We start from the raw sequence: 18246 nt of genomic DNA on the forward strand, positions 1-18246 counted from the left end.
AAAAGTGAGAAGTAAAATATCATTTTACTTCTCACTTTTTTATTGAGATTTCACTCCTACTCCAAAGAATAATAAAATCTTATTACTTATTACTCACCACTGATTACTTATTACTAACGACTTATTACTTACTTTCCAAACGCCGCTAGGTTTGTGGAGAATATTTTAACTGCCATCGCTAACAATACAACGCCAAAAAATTTGCGAATAGCCAACATACCACCTGCGCCTAAAACTCTCTGGATCCAACCCAAAGATTTCAAAACTACAAATACAATCAACAAATTTATTAAAATACCTGCGATGATATATAGCTTATCGTAATTGGCTTTTAAAGACATTATAGTCGTCAAGGACGCAGTACCTGCAATAATTGGAAATGATATAGGAACGATGGCACCAGCTCTAATACTTGCAGCACCTTTTTGAGAGGTAGAATTATCTCCTTTAAATATCTCATGTCCGAGTACCATTTCCAATCCTAATAAGAATAATACAATCGCACCTGCTACCGCAAATGATTGAATGGTCAAACCAAATACATTTAATAGCGATTGACCTACAAACAAAAAGGCAATCATAATAATACCAGAAAAAAGTGTAATTCTTTTTTCATCTAATCCGCCTAATTTTTCTTTATAAGAAATAAACAAAGGAACCGATCCTATCACATCAATGACCGCAAACAGGGTAAATACCACCGTTAACAAATGATCAAAATCAAAATGCATAATTTTTATTTTTGGGGCTGCAAAATTAGGACGATATATCGATATTTTCTCAAATTTAGAACTCAGTAGTCAAATTTCAGGCTTATTTCTGATATTATGAAATTAATGATACATTGATTGCTATTACAATTGCTTTACTATTTTTGCATTATGAATAAAAAATGGCTTTCGGTAATTCCAGCCGCGATGATATTAATGACATTTTCATGTAAAAACAATGAAAATAATTCAATTAAAAAAAATGGAAAAAATGTAGATATTGAGTATTCCGAATCACTCATTTCCGATATATCTTTATTAAAAAATCACCCAGATAGCAACGGACTTCGTATGAAAGTTGCACTTGGAATGGATAGTGTAGGCGATTATAAAAATGCATTAATTCAAATGGATAGTTTGATTAAACGTGATAGTAGCAACTATGCTTTTTATTTTACCAAAGCCAGAATATCCCAAGACAACCAAGACACAACACAAGCAATTAACAACTATAAAAAAGCGATAAAAATCTATCCTGCACCAGAAAGTATTCTATTCTTAGCCAATTTATTAGCAGAACGAAAAGATTCTTCCTGTTTGAAAATGGCCAAAAGTGTGAAAGCCATGCGCCTAAGCGCTTCTGATAATGCAAATTGCGATTTTATTGCCGGCGTATATTATGCACGTACCAAAGACTCTAGCAATGCATTAAAAAATTTCAATAGTGCGCTTAATCTCAACTATACTTTGATGCCAGCATATATCGAAAAAGGACTGGTATATTTTGATAATAAAGACTATAGTAAAGCATTAAATACATTCAAATTTGCATCTCAAGTCGATCATTTATATGCAGATGCTTATTATTATATGGCGCGTAGTTATGAAATGATGGGTATCAAAGACAGCGCAGTATTAAGATTCAAACAAACATTAAGTTTGGATAAATCTGCTGTTGAGGCGGAAGATGGATTAAAACGTTTAAACGCACAATAATTTGTATCTTGTGCGCGCTGAAAAAAAATTTGAATAACTTATAAATAATTAAAAATATGGCAATCGTCGCACCTTCGTTCTTAGCGTCAAACTTTCTTCAATTACAATCAGAAGTGGATATGGTCAATGAAAGTAAGGCGGCATGGTTACATTTAGATGTGATGGATGGTCGATTTGTTCCTAATATTAGTTTTGGTCTTCCTGTAATTGAAGCAATTCGCAAAGCAACTGACAAAATTTGTGATGTACATTTGATGATTGAAGAACCCGGAAAATATGCTGAAGCATTTAAATTAGCGGGGGCGGATCAATTGACGGTCCACATCGAAGCATGTCCGCATTTGCATCGCAATATTGAACAAATCAAAGCGTTGGGTATGAAAGCTGGTATTGCCGTTAACCCTCATACGCCGATTGATTTTTTACAAGATATAATTGAAGATGTAGATTTGGTTAATTTGATGACAGTTAATCCAGGATTTGGTGGGCAAAAATTCATCGAACATTCTTTGGTTAAAATTAGACAATTAAGAAGAATGATTGATGAAAAAGGTTTGAATGTTGAAATTGAAATCGACGGTGGCGTGAATCTTTCCAATGCTGCACAAATTATTGAAGCTGGTGCAACCGTTTTAGTCGCTGGAAGTTCCGTTTTTGGAGCGCAAGATCCTATTGCAGCCATTGCAACTTTGCATGCATTATAAAAACATAGCATTTTTTTAAATATAAAAGGCAATAGTTCTAAACTATTGCCTTTTATATTTTCCTACAACCAGCCTCCATTATTTTTCATGTAACACTTGTTCTATTTTTCTATTTCCAACGGTAGCTTCCATTTTCCAAAGTGTATGCTCTTTTTGATCTATATAAAAAACTAATTTATTGGTAGAGCCAGATAAATCATCTTCTGTATGTACAATCCAAACTTTATGACTTCCTGAAACAGGAGAAATATATTCGCCTTTGACTATTTGGGTAATCGTTGCATTCATAAGTCCACTTTTAGATGGATTATAGTCGTACAGAGGTAGATTTACATTCATTCCTTCTTGCAATGGTAATAAACAAATCAACCATTGATAAATATTACTATCAAAATAAGGACTTGTAATTGTGTCAGAAATATGCGTCAATGAGTCCTTTTGTTTATCAAGATAATAACCAGATATAGTTTCCCCAAAATGCAAAACCATATCTCTTTGCATATTATACGAACTATGATAAATTGGCGTAAGAGAAGGAATAGCACAAATAGAGGAGTCAATCCAAGGTTTATCGGGAAATTTCGCAATTTTAGTAGTTGTTATTACTGTAAATTGGTCCTTATTTTTAAGCATATTTATATGAACCGTACCAATATTCATTTTATTTTCTCCAACAATAGCATTCCAATCCAAATCAAATTGTCGATTTTTCAAATTGTCTGAGCCTAAAATTTTCTTATTAGGAACTATAGTCTTTTGAGCGTGTGCCATTAATACCCCTAAACACAAAGGCAAGATTAAATAATATTTCATACTTTCTATTTAATATGGTTCAGTAATGATTGATAAAATATAGTATAAGAGAAATACTATATAGTCGAAATTAATTCGCCTTATTTAAAAATAGAAAGCATATTATTTGGATGGTTAAAAAGCACTACAAATGGTAATATTACTACCGAATAAGTATTTTCAATATTACAATTGCAACTCAAAAATTCTATCCTTTCAATGTAGCCAAACAAATATTAACAATATCCTCAAACATTTTTTTATTGGTATCTAATTTAACAGTAACACGCAACCCATTTAAGGAATTAAATACAAATTGAGCCAATGATTGGGCCGAAAATTTATTTGTAAATACGCCTATTTTTTGCCCCCTTTTAATTGCTTTTGTCAATGCTGTAATGGTATCCTTCATAATATTATTGACAATAATGGCAACATCGTCATCTGAAGGCGCCAATTCTACGGAGGAATTTACCATAAAACAACCTTTGGAATGCGTTTCGCTCAATGATTCTAATTTTACCGCAATAAAAACATCTTTAATATATTGCTCTATATTATCAGCATCATCCACACCATTGATTAGTGGATCAATGCGTTCTTTTCGATACTGTTGCAACGCCTGAATAAATAAACTATGTTTATCTCCATAGGTGTCATACATGCTAGAGCGACTGATACCAAGTGTATCTACTAAATCCTGTGCAGATGTGGCATTATAACCTTTTTCCCAAAAAAGGTTCAATGCTTTCTCCAATACTTCTTGTTCGTCAAAAACTTTAGTCCTTGCCATAAAAAATCTTTGTGAAAGAATACATTATTCTTCCACAAAGATACTATTTACGGAACATTCATTCCATATTAATGCAAAAAATTATAATTTAACGGAGTTGATAGATGCGCCGCTATCAATCGTAATAACACTGCCCGAAATAAAAGAAGCGTCATCAGATGCTAAAAACGAAACCAATTTAGCTACTTCTTCCGGTGTACCATAACGTTTAAAAGGCATAAATTTTTCTTTAATAAAATCGTGTAATTCCGAACTTTCGAAAGCCCCTTTATGAATTGCAGAGGTTTCCGTCATTGCAGGTGCAATTACATTTACTCTAATTTTACGATCGGCTAATTCCATTGCTGCCACTTTACTATAGGCAATCAATGCGGCTTTACTAGACGCATAGACAGCATTACCTTGATTAAATGCAAAAGCAGCCACAGAAGACATATGGATAACAGAAGCACCATCAGCAAGTATAGGAACAAATTTTTCTGTAGTAAAAACGGCTCCTTTAAAATTTAGATTCGTCACAATATCGAAAGTTTCCTCTTGTATAGTCCCAATTGGTTGTAACTCAGTAACACCACCTGCATTGACCAATAAAATATCGATTGTGCTATAAAGAGATTTTACAAAATCAACTAAAGCTACCGTGTCTTGAACACTAGAAGCATCCGCTCTGAAACTATGCGCATTATTCCCTAATTCTGCAATCGCTTTATCAAGAGAATCTTGATTTCTACCTGTGATTATTACTTTTGCTCCTTGAGCCACCAATTCTTTCGCAGTTGCAAAACCAATACCAGCACTTCCACCAGTAACTACGGCTACTTTACCATTTAATTTTTCCATAATAGATTTTTATATTTAATATTCCAATTCGGAACAATCATTCCGCAAAAGTATATTAACGGAACATTTGTTCCAAATAAAATACTTATAAAAAATATAAAAAAATAATTTTACTAAAAAGGCAATAGTTTTCAACTATTGCCTTTTACGATTTTACTCTGACATTACGGAAATAATTTCTTCTTTTATAGTCGACTTTTCCATTTCCTTATTATCCGTTTTCTTCATTACATTATTATGAACTACACGTAATAACAAAACACTCAAAATACCAACCGCAACGGTGATGTACCCAATCCAATTATAGTGTTGTAGTGGGCTTGTTTTAGTAGGTTGGACGATAACCAATCCACCAATCGCCGCCGCAATACCACCTGCAATTTGTTGCAATGAAGAGTTGATACTCATAAATGCACCACGATCCGTCATCTCAGGCAAACCACTCACCAATGCCGTACTTGGAATCATGCGACTCAATACGCCCATCATCATCAATACATTCAAAATCAATATAAACCATAATGGCGTTACAGAAAGATTGGTGTAAATAACCGTTACAATTAATGTCCAAACTGTTGCAACTATGAACAATTTCAGTTTGTCTATTTTATCTGAATATTTTCCGATAATTGGCATACACAACAAAGACGCAATACCCGAAACTGTGTACATAATCGGAAGTTGAGCAGTCGTAACTCTCAGATTATTAATCGCAAATGCACTGGCAAATGGCATCATCATAAATCCGCCTATCGACATCATTGCGGTTGCCATAAAACCCCAACGATAGGATTTGGAGGTAAATGTTTTCCATAAATGTTTGATGGGAGAATGTTCTTTGACAATTTTCAAATGCTCTGCCACAGATTTCATTTGAAAAATAATCAATACAAAAACAACAACTGCAAGTATTGCCGCCATTAAAAACGGAGAATCCCATCCAAAATGATTGGCAATGTATAAGCCTATGGGTAATCCCAAAACTTGACTCGCGCCGAAACCCATTTGTACAAATCCCATCACACGTCCGCGCTGTTGTAAAGTAAAAATATCTGTCACAATCGCCATCGAAACCGAACCAATCACACCACCAAACAAACCCGTTACGATTCTCGCTGCCAATAATTGTTCGTATGTGTGACTCCAAGCACAGAAAAATGTACCCAAAATAAATCCACAATAGAAAAATAAAAGCAATTTTTTGCGGTCATATTTGTCTGCAAATCCTGCGGTTAATAGCCCAGAAACTCCGGCACTAAAAGCATAACCAGACACACACCAGCCGAATTGTTGTGTGCTTAATTTTAGTGTTTTCATAATCATATCACCGAGTGGAGACATAATCATAAAATCCAGAATGACAGTGAATTGTGTCAAGGTCAATAATAATATTACCCAAGTTTCGTATCGGGTAAACGTAGCTTTAGAAGCTGTTGTTTTCATTTTTTATAGTATTAAAATATTATGGTTTGAGCGCTTTCATCACCAAGTCGAAAGTGTGCCATAGAATGCGCTCCGTTAATTCAAAAGGCTGCCCGCCCATCGATTTTCCTGTAAAATCAAATCGAATCAAGTTATGCAAAGGCACAAAAGCAATGGAGAAAAATATTTCTGGCGTCATCAATGCGACCATTTCCTTGCGATCGATCGCGCGTTGTAAAAAAGCACCAATACTTTCTTTGAACACTTTCATCATTGGAGCAAAGACCGTTTTTTGAAAAGAAGAAGCGCGCATTTGGTCAAAGAATTCCAATGCATTGGGATGTGTTTTATAAAATTTGATTCTATTCGCCCATTGCATCCGCATTCCTTCTTCGAAAGAGTGATCTTCATCCAAGCCTTGCAACATCAATTCATTCCAATGCGTCAAATGCTCCGTCCCGATTTTAGTCAGCAGATCTTCTTTGCTCTCGTAATAAATATATAAAGTGGCGACCGAAATACCACAAGCTTTCGCCAATTTGTTGATACTAAAACTCTCAAAACCTTCCTTAACAATCAACTCGATGGTTTTTTGCTTGACCAATTGTTCTTTTTCCGCATCTCTTGTTCGCATAACTTAATTTGTGTGCAAAAATAAATGAATATTCATTTATAAATGAAATTTATTTTTTAAAAACTCATTTTTTATTTATTTGAACTACATTTAGGATACTATAATCTCGTTTATGAAGTATATTATCGCTAGCTTATTTGTCCTATTTTCCATTGATGTATTTGCTCAAAAATGTAATTGTAAAGAAGAATTTCAATGGATGAAAAAAACATTTGAACAAAACGATGCAGGATTTCAATATGTATTCAATAAAAAAGGAAAAGAGGACTACGAAAAATTAAATTCCAAAACGCTAGCCGCATTGGATACTTTCACAGATCCAAATACTTGTGCAGAAATAATGCTTAATTGGTTACATTATTTTAGAAATGGACATCTAGGTATTAGAGTAAATGATTCCAATACAGTAAAATCGGGACCAAGACGAAATCCCACTTTTTCCATAGTAGATAAAAATACTATTTTACTAACCATACCTACATTCGGTGGTTCGTACAAAAAACAAATTGATAGTATAATTGAAACTAATAAATCATTACTTAGTAGTAAGGAAAATTTGATTCTTGATATTCGAGATAATGGCGGCGGTTCGGATATCAGTTATGAAAAAATAATTCCGTATTTATATACAAATCCAATTACTAACTATCGCGCTCAATATTACTCAACGAAATTGAATAATCAAAGAATGCTAGAGCTGGCGAATAATTACAAAAAGTATGGGATAAGTGAAAAAATGGCGAATCAATTTAGAATCAACTATGATACTTTAAACAAACATCTGGGCGACTATATTAACCTTGATAAAGACTCCATTACCATTGATACATTAAACAATATTTTACCATTTCCAAAACATGTAGCGATTTTGGTTAATGAAAATAATGGCAGCACTGCTGAGGAATTTTTATTAACCGCTAAACAAAGTCAAAAAGTAAAACTGTTTGGACATAAAACAGCAGGCGTTTTAGATTTTTCCAATCTATGGTTTACCAACTCCCCTTCTGGTATATTCAAATTAACTTTTGCATTAACCAAATCCTATCGAATTCCAGATTTTACAATAGATGGACAAGGTATATTACCCGATCTTCCCATTGGAAATTCCGTCCCAGATAATCAATGGATAGAATATGTAGTTAGGATTTTAGAAAATAAATAAATAAATAAAATGTTTTGCTTTTAAGTAATTTTTTGAATTTTAATTCTACATTTGTAGAAATAAATATACAAACATAGAATAATGATAGAATTATCCAAAACAGAAGAGCAATTAATGGAATTGATTTGGAAGATGGAGCCTGTGTTTATGAAAGAAATTTTAGAAGCACTACCTGAACCCAAACCAGCACCTTCGACCATTGCAACTTTATTAAAAAGAATGCAAGAAAAAGAATTTATAAGTTTTGAGACCTTCGGAAATAGCCGACAATACAAATCATTAGTAGCTAAAGACAAATATTTTTCTACACGGGTAAATGGAATGATCAAAGATTTTTTTAATAATTCCGCATTGAAATTTGCCTCCTTTTTCACTACCAATTCTAAACTTTCCAATTCGGAATTAGCGGAATTACGCAATATGATTGATCAACAATTAAAAGAACAAAAAGATGAATAACCTAATCATTTTCCTAGTAAAAATAATCGTTGCAAGCGGTGTATTTACGCTCTTTTATGTATGCTGTTTGAGTAATTTAAAATCATTTCGTTTTAATAGATTTTACTTAGTTACAGCGATTATTTTTTCACTGATTATTCCAGCAATTCACCTTCCTAATTGGACAGAAAAAGCAACAATTACTCAAACGCAAAATTTTAATTTCGACAATCTAATTTCTATATATAAACTTACTCCTAGAGAAGTTGAAATATCAACTACAGAACCGCAACAAAATGAAGTAATACCAACTTCAAAACTGCAAAACCAAAGCAATAATCTCGATATTTTCCCAACCTCAAGATGGACAAAGACAAAAATTATTTGGCTCATTTATAGTATAGTTACTAGCCTATTTATTATTCAATTTATAATTAGTTTGATTGGAATGTTCCGACTAATTAGGAAAAATACAAAAGAAAAACAAGGCTTAAACACATTCGTTTATTTGCATACGGAAACGACGCCCTTCACTTTTTTCCATTATATATTTATTTCAACGACATTTTCACATAAAGACGTTTCCTCAGAACAAATACTTACACATGAAAAACAACATGCGAAGGAGTTACATACAATAGATTTAATCTTTACAAAATTCATTATTTGTTTTGTCTGGTTCAATCCATTTTTCTATTGGTTATTAAAAAAGATGAAAGAAAATCATGAATTTTTAGCGGACAAAGCCGTTCTACAAACCCAAACCAGCAAAGCCAATTACCAACATTTAATATTGAATATTCAAGAAAATTTTCAACCAAAAAAGCTAGCACTCGTCCATAATTTTAATTTTTTAACCATCAAAAAACGACTCACTATGATGAACTCAAAAAACAAACCCGTCAAGAATACAATATTCACCCTATTGGGAATAGGTTTATTACTTGCAAGTGTAATCGTATTCGCACAAGTAAAAAATGGGAAAAAAGTCCTCCACAATCTTATCCAATCCGATGAGGACAAAAAACAAACTTCAACTACGAATCAAGGCATTTCACAAGAACAATTTGACTATTACATCTCAGAAATGAAAAAGGCTAATTTCAAATTTGATCCTAAAAATAGAGAACGCGACCTAACCAAAGAACTACAAAACAATCCAAATGGAGATTCGCTCAAAAGTTTATATCATCAAATGAGTTGGCAGCAAAAAAGTTTAACGCAAACTAAATATCATTTATTTTTAATTCCCACTGCAAACAATGACAGCTTAACAACCGCAGATTGGGAATCGTACAAAACCTTAGCAAAAAAACTATACGAAGAAAATAGAAAGAAAGGAGCCGATTCTGCAAAATCTGGAGGTACAGGATATGTTCTCAATCTTAAGCCAAGGATAATTTACAGAGGCGTTTGGATAATGGATGATGATTTGTATAAAAAATACGGATACCTAAACGTTATGTCTAGAAACATGAGCCTATATCAAAAGGCAAATACGCCACAATTCATTGAAATCCTAGATCGTTTAGATAGGCCACAGCCAGTCTCACCTACAGCAGCACAGCTTGTTAAATGGTCCAAAAATCCAACATTGTGGGGTGTTTGGTTAAATGAAAAAAGGATTCCTAATCGTAAACTAGCAGATTATAAACCTTCGGACATATACCATTTTAACGCCTCAGGATTGACACCTAATGCACAAAAATTAGATGGTTTTAAAGTACAACTAGAATTATATACCAAAGCAGGATACGAAACAGCTTATAGCGATCCCAAAACATGGAAAAATTAAAAATTAATTTTCCCTCCAATAGTAAACACACTATCTTCGTCCTCTATGACAATTGAAAATTTAAAGGATATAAGAGACCGTTTGCTTGTCTTGAGGAGGTTTCTTTGACGTCGAGAATAAGACACAAAAATTAGAAAGCGACCGCCAACTTTCTCTTTCTGCAGGCTTTTGGGATGATAACAAAAGAGCCACGAGCATAATGAAAGAGATTCAGGTAAATGAATATTGGATTGGTTTGTATAGGCAAACGGAATCTGCGGTGGAAGATTTTGCGGTATTGTTTGACTTTTGGAAAACAGGAGACGCCACAGAAGAGGAAACTTTAGCATCTTACCAAAATGCATTAAATACACTCGAAGCATCCGAACTAAAAAGTACGCTCAATAAACCAGAAGATGAGTTGCCAGCTATTTTGCAGATCAATCCTGGTGCGGGAGGTACAGAAAGTCAAGATTGGGCGGAGATGTTGATGCGCATGTATCTCATGTACGGTGAAAAACAGGGTTGGAAAGTTACCGAATTATCTTACGAACCAGGAGATGTTGCAGGTCTCAAATCCGTTTCATTGGAATTTGAAGGACCATTTGCATTTGGTTTTTTGAAAGGCGAAAGTGGAGTGCATCGTTTGGTACGTATTTCCCCATTCAATGCGCAAGGTAAAAGGCAAACGTCTTTTGCATCTGTTTACGTATATCCATTGATTGATGATTCTATTGAGATTGAAGTCAATCCTGCCGATATCACTTGGGAATTTTACAGAAGTGGTGGTGCCGGTGGTCAGAATGTAAATAAAGTGGAAACAGCTGTGCGTATCCGTCACCAACCGAGCGGTATCATTGTGGAATGTCAGCAAGCGCGTACGCAATTGGAAAATCGAACTATCGCCATGCAAATGTTGAAAAGCCGATTGTACGAAGAGGAATTACGTCGCCGACAAGAAGCCCAAAACGCATTAAATGCCAATAAAAAGAAAATAGAATGGGGCAGTCAGATACGCAGTTATGTGTTGGACGACCGTCGTGTAACGGATCATAGAACAGATTATAAGGTATATAATCCGGATGCAATATTGAATGGAGAGCTAGATGATTTTATCAAAGCGTATCTTTTATCAGAAAAAGAAGCAGAATAATCGCAAATAAATTTTGTGTAAATAAAAATTCCCATTACTTTTGCAACCCCAACGGCGGGATAGCTCAGATGGTTAGAGCGTCGGATTCATAACCCGGAGGTCTCGGGTTCAACTCCCGATCCCGCTACATAGTTGATTTTTCAACAAATTTTCTACAGGTTGTTCCAAAAGGAGCAACCTTTTTTTGATTCTGTATCAATTCAATATGTAAAAGCACCGACATTAAATATTAATTTTTTACGTATAAAATAGATAAATTTATTTTCTTTAAAGTTATTGCGGTAACCCTTTTTTAATTATACACAATAAAAACTTAGAAATTTTTTTATACAAATACACTTCATAATGTGATATATAACAGACCACATAAGATCGTGAGTTAAGCTTTTTTCCAATTGAAACCTTTGTGATATTCTTTTTATCCAAAAAATAAATATATCAACCAACGAAATCCTATAAAGCTTCGTAATTAAATAAAATGATAAATTATAATATGCATTATTACCATGATAAAAAAGCATGAGTTATCAGACAAAAGAATGATAGTCTTTTAACGAATTATATCATTTAAATACAGGCGAGCTATGTAAAAAATATAACCATATTTATTATTTAACTAAAATTTATGAAACGATTAATAAACCATTTATTATATAGATAATAATTCCAATAACTTTACTCAGATATCTTCTAACTAGATCCAATTAAACCTAAAATGAAAAAAGCATTCATACAGAACTTTTTTGCTACACTTATTATTGTTTCCATTTTTTCTGCATGTAGTAAAGATTCAAATAGTACAAACACAACAACCAATAACGATACTACAAACATCGCAACTCAAGGTAGTTGGGTTGCTAAAGCTACAATGCCGACGGGAACATCCTCAGCCGTAAATTATGGAAGAACTGGTAGTTTTAGTTTTGTAATTGATGAATATGCATATATAGGTTCTGGATATACAAGTTTAAACGCAACGAATACACAATCAACAGACTTAACTGACTTCTGGAAATATAATCCCAGTACTAATACTTGGACTCAAATATCAAGTATTCCATCAAATGGAAGAATCTACCCCTATACATTTACAATTAATAATCTGGGATTTGTTGGTGGTGGTTATTCTTTTCAGACAGGAACTACGCTCAATGACTTATATTCCTATGACCCAAGCAACAATACTTGGACTGATAGAGGAAAAAATACTAACATAGTCGGCCTCTATAAAAGTTTTTCATTTGCTTTAAATAATTATGGATATGTTGGAGGAGGTATAAATGCTGATGGCATTTATCAAAATACGGTGTATAAATTTAGTCCAAGCAACAACTCATGGACTATTGTAAACTCTTTTCCCGGCGACAAAAAAGCAAATGCAGTAAGTTTTGTCAATAATAATAAAGCTTATGTTGTTGGCGGAGAAAAAGGAGGGGGCGACTTATCTTATGATTTTTATTCATTTAATGGTACTGATTGGAGTGAATTAAGATTAATTAAAAATGCCGATTCTGCAAGTTTTGATGACAAATACACGAGTATTGCTCGATCAAACGCATCTGGCTTTACAATAAACAATTGGGCGTATATTGTTGGAGGGGAGGCTAGTGGTGTTGCAAATACAAGCACTTGGAGTTACGATATTACTAATGACCTTTGGTATTCCAATACAGCATTCCCAATGAATGACAATAGTAATATAGGTAAGTTAATTGGAGGCACTGGTTTTACTATTAATAACAAAGGATATTTTCTTACAGGAATTGCTACAGGCACTAGCAACACATATACAAGTTCTTCTAATTTTTACGAATTTGATGTCAATTAATTTCATATAAAAAAACTACCCATGAACATTAAAAATACTTTTTCAAACTATATTATTTCATTTGTGATAATTACCTTTTGGGGTACAATATCTGCTTGTAGTAAATCCAGTGTTAATGAACAAAATACAAATGCAATATCAGACATCAATGCATTTGATACAACATTCACTGCTGTTATTAATTTAGTAGGTAAGTCCACAACTGAGGTAAAATCTTTTTTAAAAGATAGAGCGTATATTACAACGACCAATGGAAATATCATTTCCTTTAAGAATACCTATTCCGCATTTAATATTCCCAATGCTTTATTTCAAGTAGATGCCACAATTAACAACAATAATCAAGTAAATCAAATATCCATAGCCTATCTACAAAGTGAATATACTACTGAAAATGTGAAATATTTTTTCAAATCGATCGATTCCTCAATGCGAGCAAATAGTTACACAAATCAAGGCTTATCCTTATGGCAAAAAGTATACAATAATAAAGACTCTTCGGTTTATAAAGTTGAGACAAAATATTCAGATAGTACTTTAAATACAATTACAGATAGCACAACGCTACAATTTGAGACCAATTATATAAGTACAAATTCATTAACAGCTCAATTAAGACATACTACACCTGTACAATTAGCATTGACAATAACGCAATAAAATTTGCGATGGATAAATTAAAATATTATAAAGATTGCCGATTGAAATTTCAATCGGCAATCTTTGTTTAAGACACATACTTAAAAAAGCAACTCGATTTAGCTATTTTTTTAAAATAAATATCATTAAGGCAAACAAACCCATTGTAAATACAAAATTAATCAGCTACCTTTAAAAACTATAAACACTCCTAAACATTTAGTGAAAATATATTTAACTAAATCCAATTTAAAAATATATAATAGCATACACGCATATGTATTTGAAGACTACTACAATAGGAATAATAGTTATTATTACCTTTTTTTCCTACAATGCAAAGGCTCAACGGGCGGATAAAATCCTTAATGCGTATATTAATTCAAACCCATCCGAAGAAGCATATTTACAATTAGACAACAATTTATATTCCTCAAATGATACGATATGGTTCAAGGCGTATGTACTTGCGAATGCCAATCCATCCTCTTACAGTTATAATTTATATACCGATTGGTTTGATGACAACGGCAAACTAATAGAACATCAAGTCTATCCGATCGTACAAGGCAGAAGCGATGGACAATTTGCGATACCGAGTGTATATTCACAACAAAAAATACATCTTCTTGCCTATACCAAATGGATGCTCAACAGCGATACGGACTTTTTATTCAGAAAAGACATTGAAATTCTTCCGCATACAGCACAGACAATTACCCCATCCAAAAAAGAAACTCAAAAAACAATCCTACAATTCTTCCCAGAAGGTGGCAATTTGGTGGCGGGCATATTAAATAAAATCGCGTTTAAGGCAACGGACCAATATGGTAAGCCCGTAGATGTAATTGGTGTGATCCTAGATAATCATCATGATTCAATAGCAGATATCTTCACCCAACATGACGGCATGGGATATTTTTATTTACATCCAGAAAAGAATACAAACTATATCGCACAATATCATACATCTTCTCAAGATTCTGCCACTATCAATTTGCCTTCAGCACAATCCTCTGGAATTGCTATGCAAGTCATTTCCCAAAAGGATAACAAAAAAATTGTTATTCGAAAACAGGATAATAACGCTAGTACTACTACAGAAAACAATCCTCCTGATACAGATTACAACCAGCTACATTTACTCGCCGAAAAAGATGGAATAATCAACTATCTATCCAACATCAACTTATCAGGAATAGATAATTTTGAAACAAATATTCCTATTCAAAAATTATCATCGGGCATATTAACAATAACTATTTTAGATCAAGAGTGGCATCCTTTAGCAGAACGTATATGTTTTATTAAAGCCAAAGATATCAACTTCACCCAACCCAATCTTTCTGTAATCACCCCAAACCTACAAAAGAAAGGACTCAATACCATACAGCTTCAATACGACGATTCTTTACCAGAAAATCTATCTATTGCAATTACAGATGGGAGTATTCCCATAGATACAACCAGCAATATCATCTCATACTTATTGCTAACTGGACAATTAAAAGGTAAAATAAATAATCCTGCCTATTATTTTGAAGACACTAGTAAACAGAAATTGCAAGATTTAGATCTTGTAATGCTAACCAATGGTTGGAGAAAATATAATTGGAAAGCTATAGTTCAAGGGGAAAAAATATCTAACCCATATCGCAGAGATAGTGCCTATTTTTTCTTACAAGGAAGCATTACAGACGTAAAAAATAAAAAGAAACTACCAAAAGAAATTTCTTTTATAACCAATAACAAATTATCCTTTAGCAATAATAATTTCATAGTTGATAAAGAAGGTCATTTTGGAGATTCCTCATTTTTGATATACACAACGACGAAACTTACATTTCATCCCACTGTTGGACAAAGAACCTATGCATTTAATTTTAACAAATTTTCAGATCCATCGTTTACAAAATATCCTTATTCTTTAAGCACGTCGACTTCCGAGATATTACAAAAAATACAACTAGGGAAACTTGACCATTTTAAAACAACACTTCAAGATGTTACCGTTACTTCGTATAAAACAACTTACGCCAATCCAATTGACAGCTTAGAAGCTCCGTATCAATCCCCAGAGTTTATAAATGCACCAGCATTAAAAAATGTGTATGTTATGAACCAGCCCATCCTTGCCGCATACGGTGCTGATTTCATTGGTTTTTTGAGAGCGAAATTACACATGGATATTGACGTAAAGCCACACTCGCCATATATTACACCTATTTGTTTTGTCAATGGTCAGGAAATGCCAATAGAGGCGGCATTCCAAACCCCCATCATAGATATTGTATTTTTGAAATATTATAAATATTTTGTAGGGGCACCTGGTGGAGGAGGTAATGGCGGGGCTCTTGCTATTTGGACAAAACAAGGTTTTCCTAGTGAATATGATTTTAGAACAAAAAACGACAATCCAACCTCTTTCACTATGACCGGCTATACGATTTCTAAAGATTTTTATTCACCTAATTATAGTTCTTCCCAAAACGACAATAATGCTATAATAGATCAAAGAAAAACTTTGTATTGGAATCCTGAAATAAATCTTGATAATAAAGAGCACAAAAACATTCAGCTTTCTTTTTACAATTCTGATATTGCCAAAAGTTATAAGATAATTATAGAAGGCTTTAGAATTGATGGAACGCCCATATATATTGAGAAAAATGTAGAATAATTAAAATAATCAAATATTTTATTACAAATGTAAATAACCTAACAGCCGATTGAAAATTCAATCGGCTGTTAGGTTATTTACATTTTATTATAATTACGATTACAATGGAATAGAAAATAATGGAATTTTATTACCAGAAGCCATTTCTCTCGTTTTACTACGATGAACTATGGAGTTCCAAAAACCATATTTGTAAGGAACCATCACTAATACATCGGCATGAAATTCATCAATCTCTGCGGAAATTGCTTCAATAATTTCTGATGATTCCACATTTTTGTAGACGAAATCAAGGTCATTATTTTTACGTAATTTTTGAACTGCAGCATCCGCTTTTTCTTGATGACTCAATTCGTTCAATTTTTCACTTACGTAAAACAATTCGACTTCGGCATGAAACAATTTCGCTACAGCTTGCACTTGTCTCAATATCATTTTATGTACACCACGCATGATATCACAAGCAAATAAAATGTTTTTTATTGGGGTATATTTCACATCTAATGGTACTGCCAATGTAGGAATTTTGGCCATATGCAACATTTTAGTCGTTGTATTTCCCATAAGATCCTGTTCGAATGATTTCTTAGGCATACCTACAACCACCATCATTGCATCATATTGTTTAATACACTTTTCAATTTCATCATCAAAATCTCCGGTAGCCAAATATGCAGTTGTTTTTACGCCGTAAGCATGTTCTAACTGATAAGAAGCTTTATTTAATTTACGTTGATGGGAGGCGTTCGTCTCACTGATAAAATCACTGTTGGATCGCGCATTTAAAGTATGTACGGATAATTTATACAAATTGAACAAAATAATCTCATAATTACCAATAGACGCAGCTGCCGACGCAGCATAGTTCATGGCATTTTCCGCTTCGGGAGAATAGTCTGTAGCAACAATAATCGTATTCATATATGTTTGATTTTCTGAGCTAATAATTTTAAATGTTCCGGTATTGCAACAATCTTTTATTAGACAAGTTATACCAACTTAAGTTTAAATGAAGTTAAAGAAATACGTATAATTTTCCTATCAGTATATTTGCTTGTATCAGAAACGATATTCTTTAGAAAAACTTGAATTTTATATGGAAAATTTTGTCAATTTGGATAATTACGTGCAGCAATGCATTCCTTTCACAGCGGAAGAAATGATGTATTTCCACCAATTATTTTTTTACAAAAAATTCAAAAAGAACAGTTTCTTATTGGAAGAAACACAAGTGTGTAATTTCGAAGCTTTTATCTTGAAAGGCTGCATTAAGACTTTCTTCGTAGACCTCAATGCGCAAGAAACGATCGTTGCATTTGCAACAGAAAATTGGTGGGTAAGTGATTTGGAAAGTTTTACCAATCAGACACCCGCAACCTTAAATATTCAAGCATTGGAAGATTGCGATGTATTAATGATATCGCATGAAAACAAGGAATTATTATTTAGACAAATACCCAAATTTGAACGCGTATTTCGATTAATGGTGCAGCGTAGTTTGTTTACTATGATGAATCGTTTCCATGCATCTGTAAGCAAAACTGCGGAACAGCGTTATCAAGATTTTATGCAAAAATATCCGCACATCTTGCAACGTGTTCCGCAGAATCAAATTGCTCGTTATATTGGTGTCTCACCAGAGTTTCTCAGTAAAGTAAGAAATGGTTGGACGAAAAAGTGA

Annotated in this window: 17 protein-coding genes and 1 tRNA gene; 11 read left to right on the top strand and 7 right to left on the bottom strand. The window is 33.3% G+C overall.

Annotated features, from left to right (window positions below):
- Nucleotides 1-128 precede the first annotated feature (128 nt).
- Nucleotides 129-731, bottom strand: a complete 603-nt coding sequence (locus E0W69_RS12410) for a MarC family protein (RefSeq protein ID WP_131330377.1) — start codon at nucleotides 729-731, stop codon at nucleotides 129-131.
- A gap of 150 nt (nucleotides 732-881) precedes the next feature.
- On the opposite strand from E0W69_RS12410, the gene E0W69_RS12415 reads away from it, so the two are divergent.
- Together E0W69_RS12415 and rpe are read left to right on the top strand one after the other, a co-directional pair.
- The gene (locus E0W69_RS12415) at nucleotides 882-1706 is read left to right on the top strand and encodes a tetratricopeptide repeat protein (RefSeq protein WP_131330378.1); all 825 of its coding nucleotides are present in this window, start codon (nucleotides 882-884) and stop codon (nucleotides 1704-1706) included.
- 56 nt (nucleotides 1707-1762) lie between these two features.
- Nucleotides 1763-2410 (top strand): ribulose-phosphate 3-epimerase, encoded by a 648-nt coding sequence (rpe, locus tag E0W69_RS12420; RefSeq protein ID WP_131330379.1) that lies wholly within the window; start codon nucleotides 1763-1765, stop codon nucleotides 2408-2410.
- Nucleotides 2411-2488: 78 nt separating this feature from the next.
- Here rpe and E0W69_RS12425 read toward each other — a convergent pair whose 3' ends face one another.
- The 5 genes from E0W69_RS12425 to E0W69_RS12445 form a co-directional block, all read right to left on the bottom strand.
- Nucleotides 2489-3223 carry a DUF3108 domain-containing protein gene (locus tag E0W69_RS12425; protein ID WP_131330380.1) on the bottom strand — a complete coding sequence of 245 codons (735 nt, stop codon included), beginning with the start codon at nucleotides 3221-3223 and terminating at the stop codon, nucleotides 2489-2491.
- A 187-nt stretch (nucleotides 3224-3410) separates the two neighbouring features.
- Nucleotides 3411-3995: a TetR/AcrR family transcriptional regulator gene (locus E0W69_RS12430; RefSeq protein ID WP_131330381.1), complete on the bottom strand. Its 585-nt coding sequence runs from the start codon at nucleotides 3993-3995 to the stop codon at nucleotides 3411-3413.
- 81 nt (nucleotides 3996-4076) lie between these two features.
- Nucleotides 4077-4835 carry an SDR family NAD(P)-dependent oxidoreductase gene (locus tag E0W69_RS12435; RefSeq protein WP_131330382.1) on the bottom strand — a complete coding sequence of 253 codons (759 nt, stop codon included), beginning with the start codon at nucleotides 4833-4835 and terminating at the stop codon, nucleotides 4077-4079.
- 153 nt (nucleotides 4836-4988) lie between these two features.
- Complete coding sequence (locus E0W69_RS12440) at nucleotides 4989-6278, bottom strand: MFS transporter (protein ID WP_131330383.1); 1290 nt, start codon at nucleotides 6276-6278, stop codon at nucleotides 4989-4991.
- A gap of 19 nt (nucleotides 6279-6297) precedes the next feature.
- The gene (locus E0W69_RS12445) at nucleotides 6298-6891 is read right to left on the bottom strand and encodes a TetR/AcrR family transcriptional regulator (protein WP_131330384.1); all 594 of its coding nucleotides are present in this window, start codon (nucleotides 6889-6891) and stop codon (nucleotides 6298-6300) included.
- 112 nt (nucleotides 6892-7003) lie between these two features.
- On the opposite strand from E0W69_RS12445, the gene E0W69_RS12450 reads away from it, so the two are divergent.
- The 8 genes from E0W69_RS12450 (at nucleotide 7004) to E0W69_RS12485 (ending at nucleotide 16565) form a co-directional block, all read left to right on the top strand.
- On the top strand, nucleotides 7004-8053 hold the full coding sequence (locus E0W69_RS12450; RefSeq protein WP_131330385.1) for a S41 family peptidase: 1050 nt from the start codon (nucleotides 7004-7006) through the stop codon (nucleotides 8051-8053).
- Nucleotides 8054-8134: 81 nt separating this feature from the next.
- Nucleotides 8135-8512, top strand: coding sequence for a BlaI/MecI/CopY family transcriptional regulator (locus tag E0W69_RS12455; protein WP_131330386.1), 378 nt, complete (start codon nucleotides 8135-8137; stop codon nucleotides 8510-8512).
- Nucleotides 8505-10286 carry a M56 family metallopeptidase gene (locus E0W69_RS12460; RefSeq protein ID WP_131330387.1) on the top strand — a complete coding sequence of 594 codons (1782 nt, stop codon included), beginning with the start codon at nucleotides 8505-8507 and terminating at the stop codon, nucleotides 10284-10286. Before E0W69_RS12455 ends, E0W69_RS12460 begins: the two co-directional genes overlap by 8 nt.
- A gap of 45 nt (nucleotides 10287-10331) precedes the next feature.
- Nucleotides 10332-11418 (top strand): peptide chain release factor 2 gene (gene prfB, locus E0W69_RS12465; protein WP_131330388.1). Its coding sequence is split into 2 segments (ribosomal slippage): nucleotides 10332-10391 and nucleotides 10393-11418, totalling 1086 coding nucleotides; the frame shifts between segments, so codons are not numbered across the junction.
- 53 nt (nucleotides 11419-11471) lie between these two features.
- Nucleotides 11472-11545 (top strand) — tRNA-Met (locus E0W69_RS12470).
- A 588-nt stretch (nucleotides 11546-12133) separates the two neighbouring features.
- Nucleotides 12134-13246: a Kelch repeat-containing protein gene (locus tag E0W69_RS12475; protein WP_131330389.1), complete on the top strand. Its 1113-nt coding sequence runs from the start codon at nucleotides 12134-12136 to the stop codon at nucleotides 13244-13246.
- Between the two features lie 21 nt (nucleotides 13247-13267).
- Nucleotides 13268-13906 carry a hypothetical protein gene (locus tag E0W69_RS12480; RefSeq protein ID WP_131330390.1) on the top strand — a complete coding sequence of 213 codons (639 nt, stop codon included), beginning with the start codon at nucleotides 13268-13270 and terminating at the stop codon, nucleotides 13904-13906.
- 256 nt (nucleotides 13907-14162) lie between these two features.
- Complete coding sequence (locus E0W69_RS12485; protein ID WP_131330391.1) at nucleotides 14163-16565, top strand: hypothetical protein; 2403 nt, start codon at nucleotides 14163-14165, stop codon at nucleotides 16563-16565.
- A 99-nt stretch (nucleotides 16566-16664) separates the two neighbouring features.
- On the opposite strand, the gene E0W69_RS12490 is transcribed toward E0W69_RS12485, so the two are convergent.
- Nucleotides 16665-17486: a universal stress protein gene (locus E0W69_RS12490; RefSeq protein WP_131330392.1), complete on the bottom strand. Its 822-nt coding sequence runs from the start codon at nucleotides 17484-17486 to the stop codon at nucleotides 16665-16667.
- A gap of 175 nt (nucleotides 17487-17661) precedes the next feature.
- On the opposite strand from E0W69_RS12490, the gene E0W69_RS12495 reads away from it, so the two are divergent.
- Nucleotides 17662-18246 (top strand): Crp/Fnr family transcriptional regulator, encoded by a 585-nt coding sequence (locus tag E0W69_RS12495; RefSeq protein ID WP_131330393.1) that lies wholly within the window; start codon nucleotides 17662-17664, stop codon nucleotides 18244-18246.

The organism is Rhizosphaericola mali, from assembly GCF_004337365.2.
Taxonomy (GTDB): domain Bacteria; phylum Bacteroidota; class Bacteroidia; order Chitinophagales; family Chitinophagaceae; genus Rhizosphaericola; species Rhizosphaericola mali.

What these genes read in the sequence shown, in the direction of transcription:
- E0W69_RS12410 (WP_131330377.1), bottom strand. Translation starts at nt 731, where the DNA reads ATGCATTTTGATTTTGATCATTTGTTAACGGTGGTATTTACCCTGTTT.
- E0W69_RS12415 (WP_131330378.1), top strand. Translation starts at nt 882, where the DNA reads ATGAATAAAAAATGGCTTTCGGTAATTCCAGCCGCGATGATATTAATG.
- rpe (WP_131330379.1), top strand. Translation starts at nt 1,763, where the DNA reads ATGGCAATCGTCGCACCTTCGTTCTTAGCGTCAAACTTTCTTCAATTA.
- E0W69_RS12425 (WP_131330380.1), bottom strand. Translation starts at nt 3,223, where the DNA reads ATGAAATATTATTTAATCTTGCCTTTGTGTTTAGGGGTATTAATGGCA.
- E0W69_RS12430 (WP_131330381.1), bottom strand. Translation starts at nt 3,995, where the DNA reads ATGGCAAGGACTAAAGTTTTTGACGAACAAGAAGTATTGGAGAAAGCA.
- E0W69_RS12435 (WP_131330382.1), bottom strand. Translation starts at nt 4,835, where the DNA reads ATGGAAAAATTAAATGGTAAAGTAGCCGTAGTTACTGGTGGAAGTGCT.
- E0W69_RS12440 (WP_131330383.1), bottom strand. Translation starts at nt 6,278, where the DNA reads ATGAAAACAACAGCTTCTAAAGCTACGTTTACCCGATACGAAACTTGG.
- E0W69_RS12445 (WP_131330384.1), bottom strand. Translation starts at nt 6,891, where the DNA reads ATGCGAACAAGAGATGCGGAAAAAGAACAATTGGTCAAGCAAAAAACC.
- E0W69_RS12450 (WP_131330385.1), top strand. Translation starts at nt 7,004, where the DNA reads ATGAAGTATATTATCGCTAGCTTATTTGTCCTATTTTCCATTGATGTA.
- E0W69_RS12455 (WP_131330386.1), top strand. Translation starts at nt 8,135, where the DNA reads ATGATAGAATTATCCAAAACAGAAGAGCAATTAATGGAATTGATTTGG.
- E0W69_RS12460 (WP_131330387.1), top strand. Translation starts at nt 8,505, where the DNA reads ATGAATAACCTAATCATTTTCCTAGTAAAAATAATCGTTGCAAGCGGT.
- E0W69_RS12475 (WP_131330389.1), top strand. Translation starts at nt 12,134, where the DNA reads ATGAAAAAAGCATTCATACAGAACTTTTTTGCTACACTTATTATTGTT.
- E0W69_RS12480 (WP_131330390.1), top strand. Translation starts at nt 13,268, where the DNA reads ATGAACATTAAAAATACTTTTTCAAACTATATTATTTCATTTGTGATA.
- E0W69_RS12485 (WP_131330391.1), top strand. Translation starts at nt 14,163, where the DNA reads ATGTATTTGAAGACTACTACAATAGGAATAATAGTTATTATTACCTTT.
- E0W69_RS12490 (WP_131330392.1), bottom strand. Translation starts at nt 17,486, where the DNA reads ATGAATACGATTATTGTTGCTACAGACTATTCTCCCGAAGCGGAAAAT.
- E0W69_RS12495 (WP_131330393.1), top strand. Translation starts at nt 17,662, where the DNA reads ATGGAAAATTTTGTCAATTTGGATAATTACGTGCAGCAATGCATTCCT.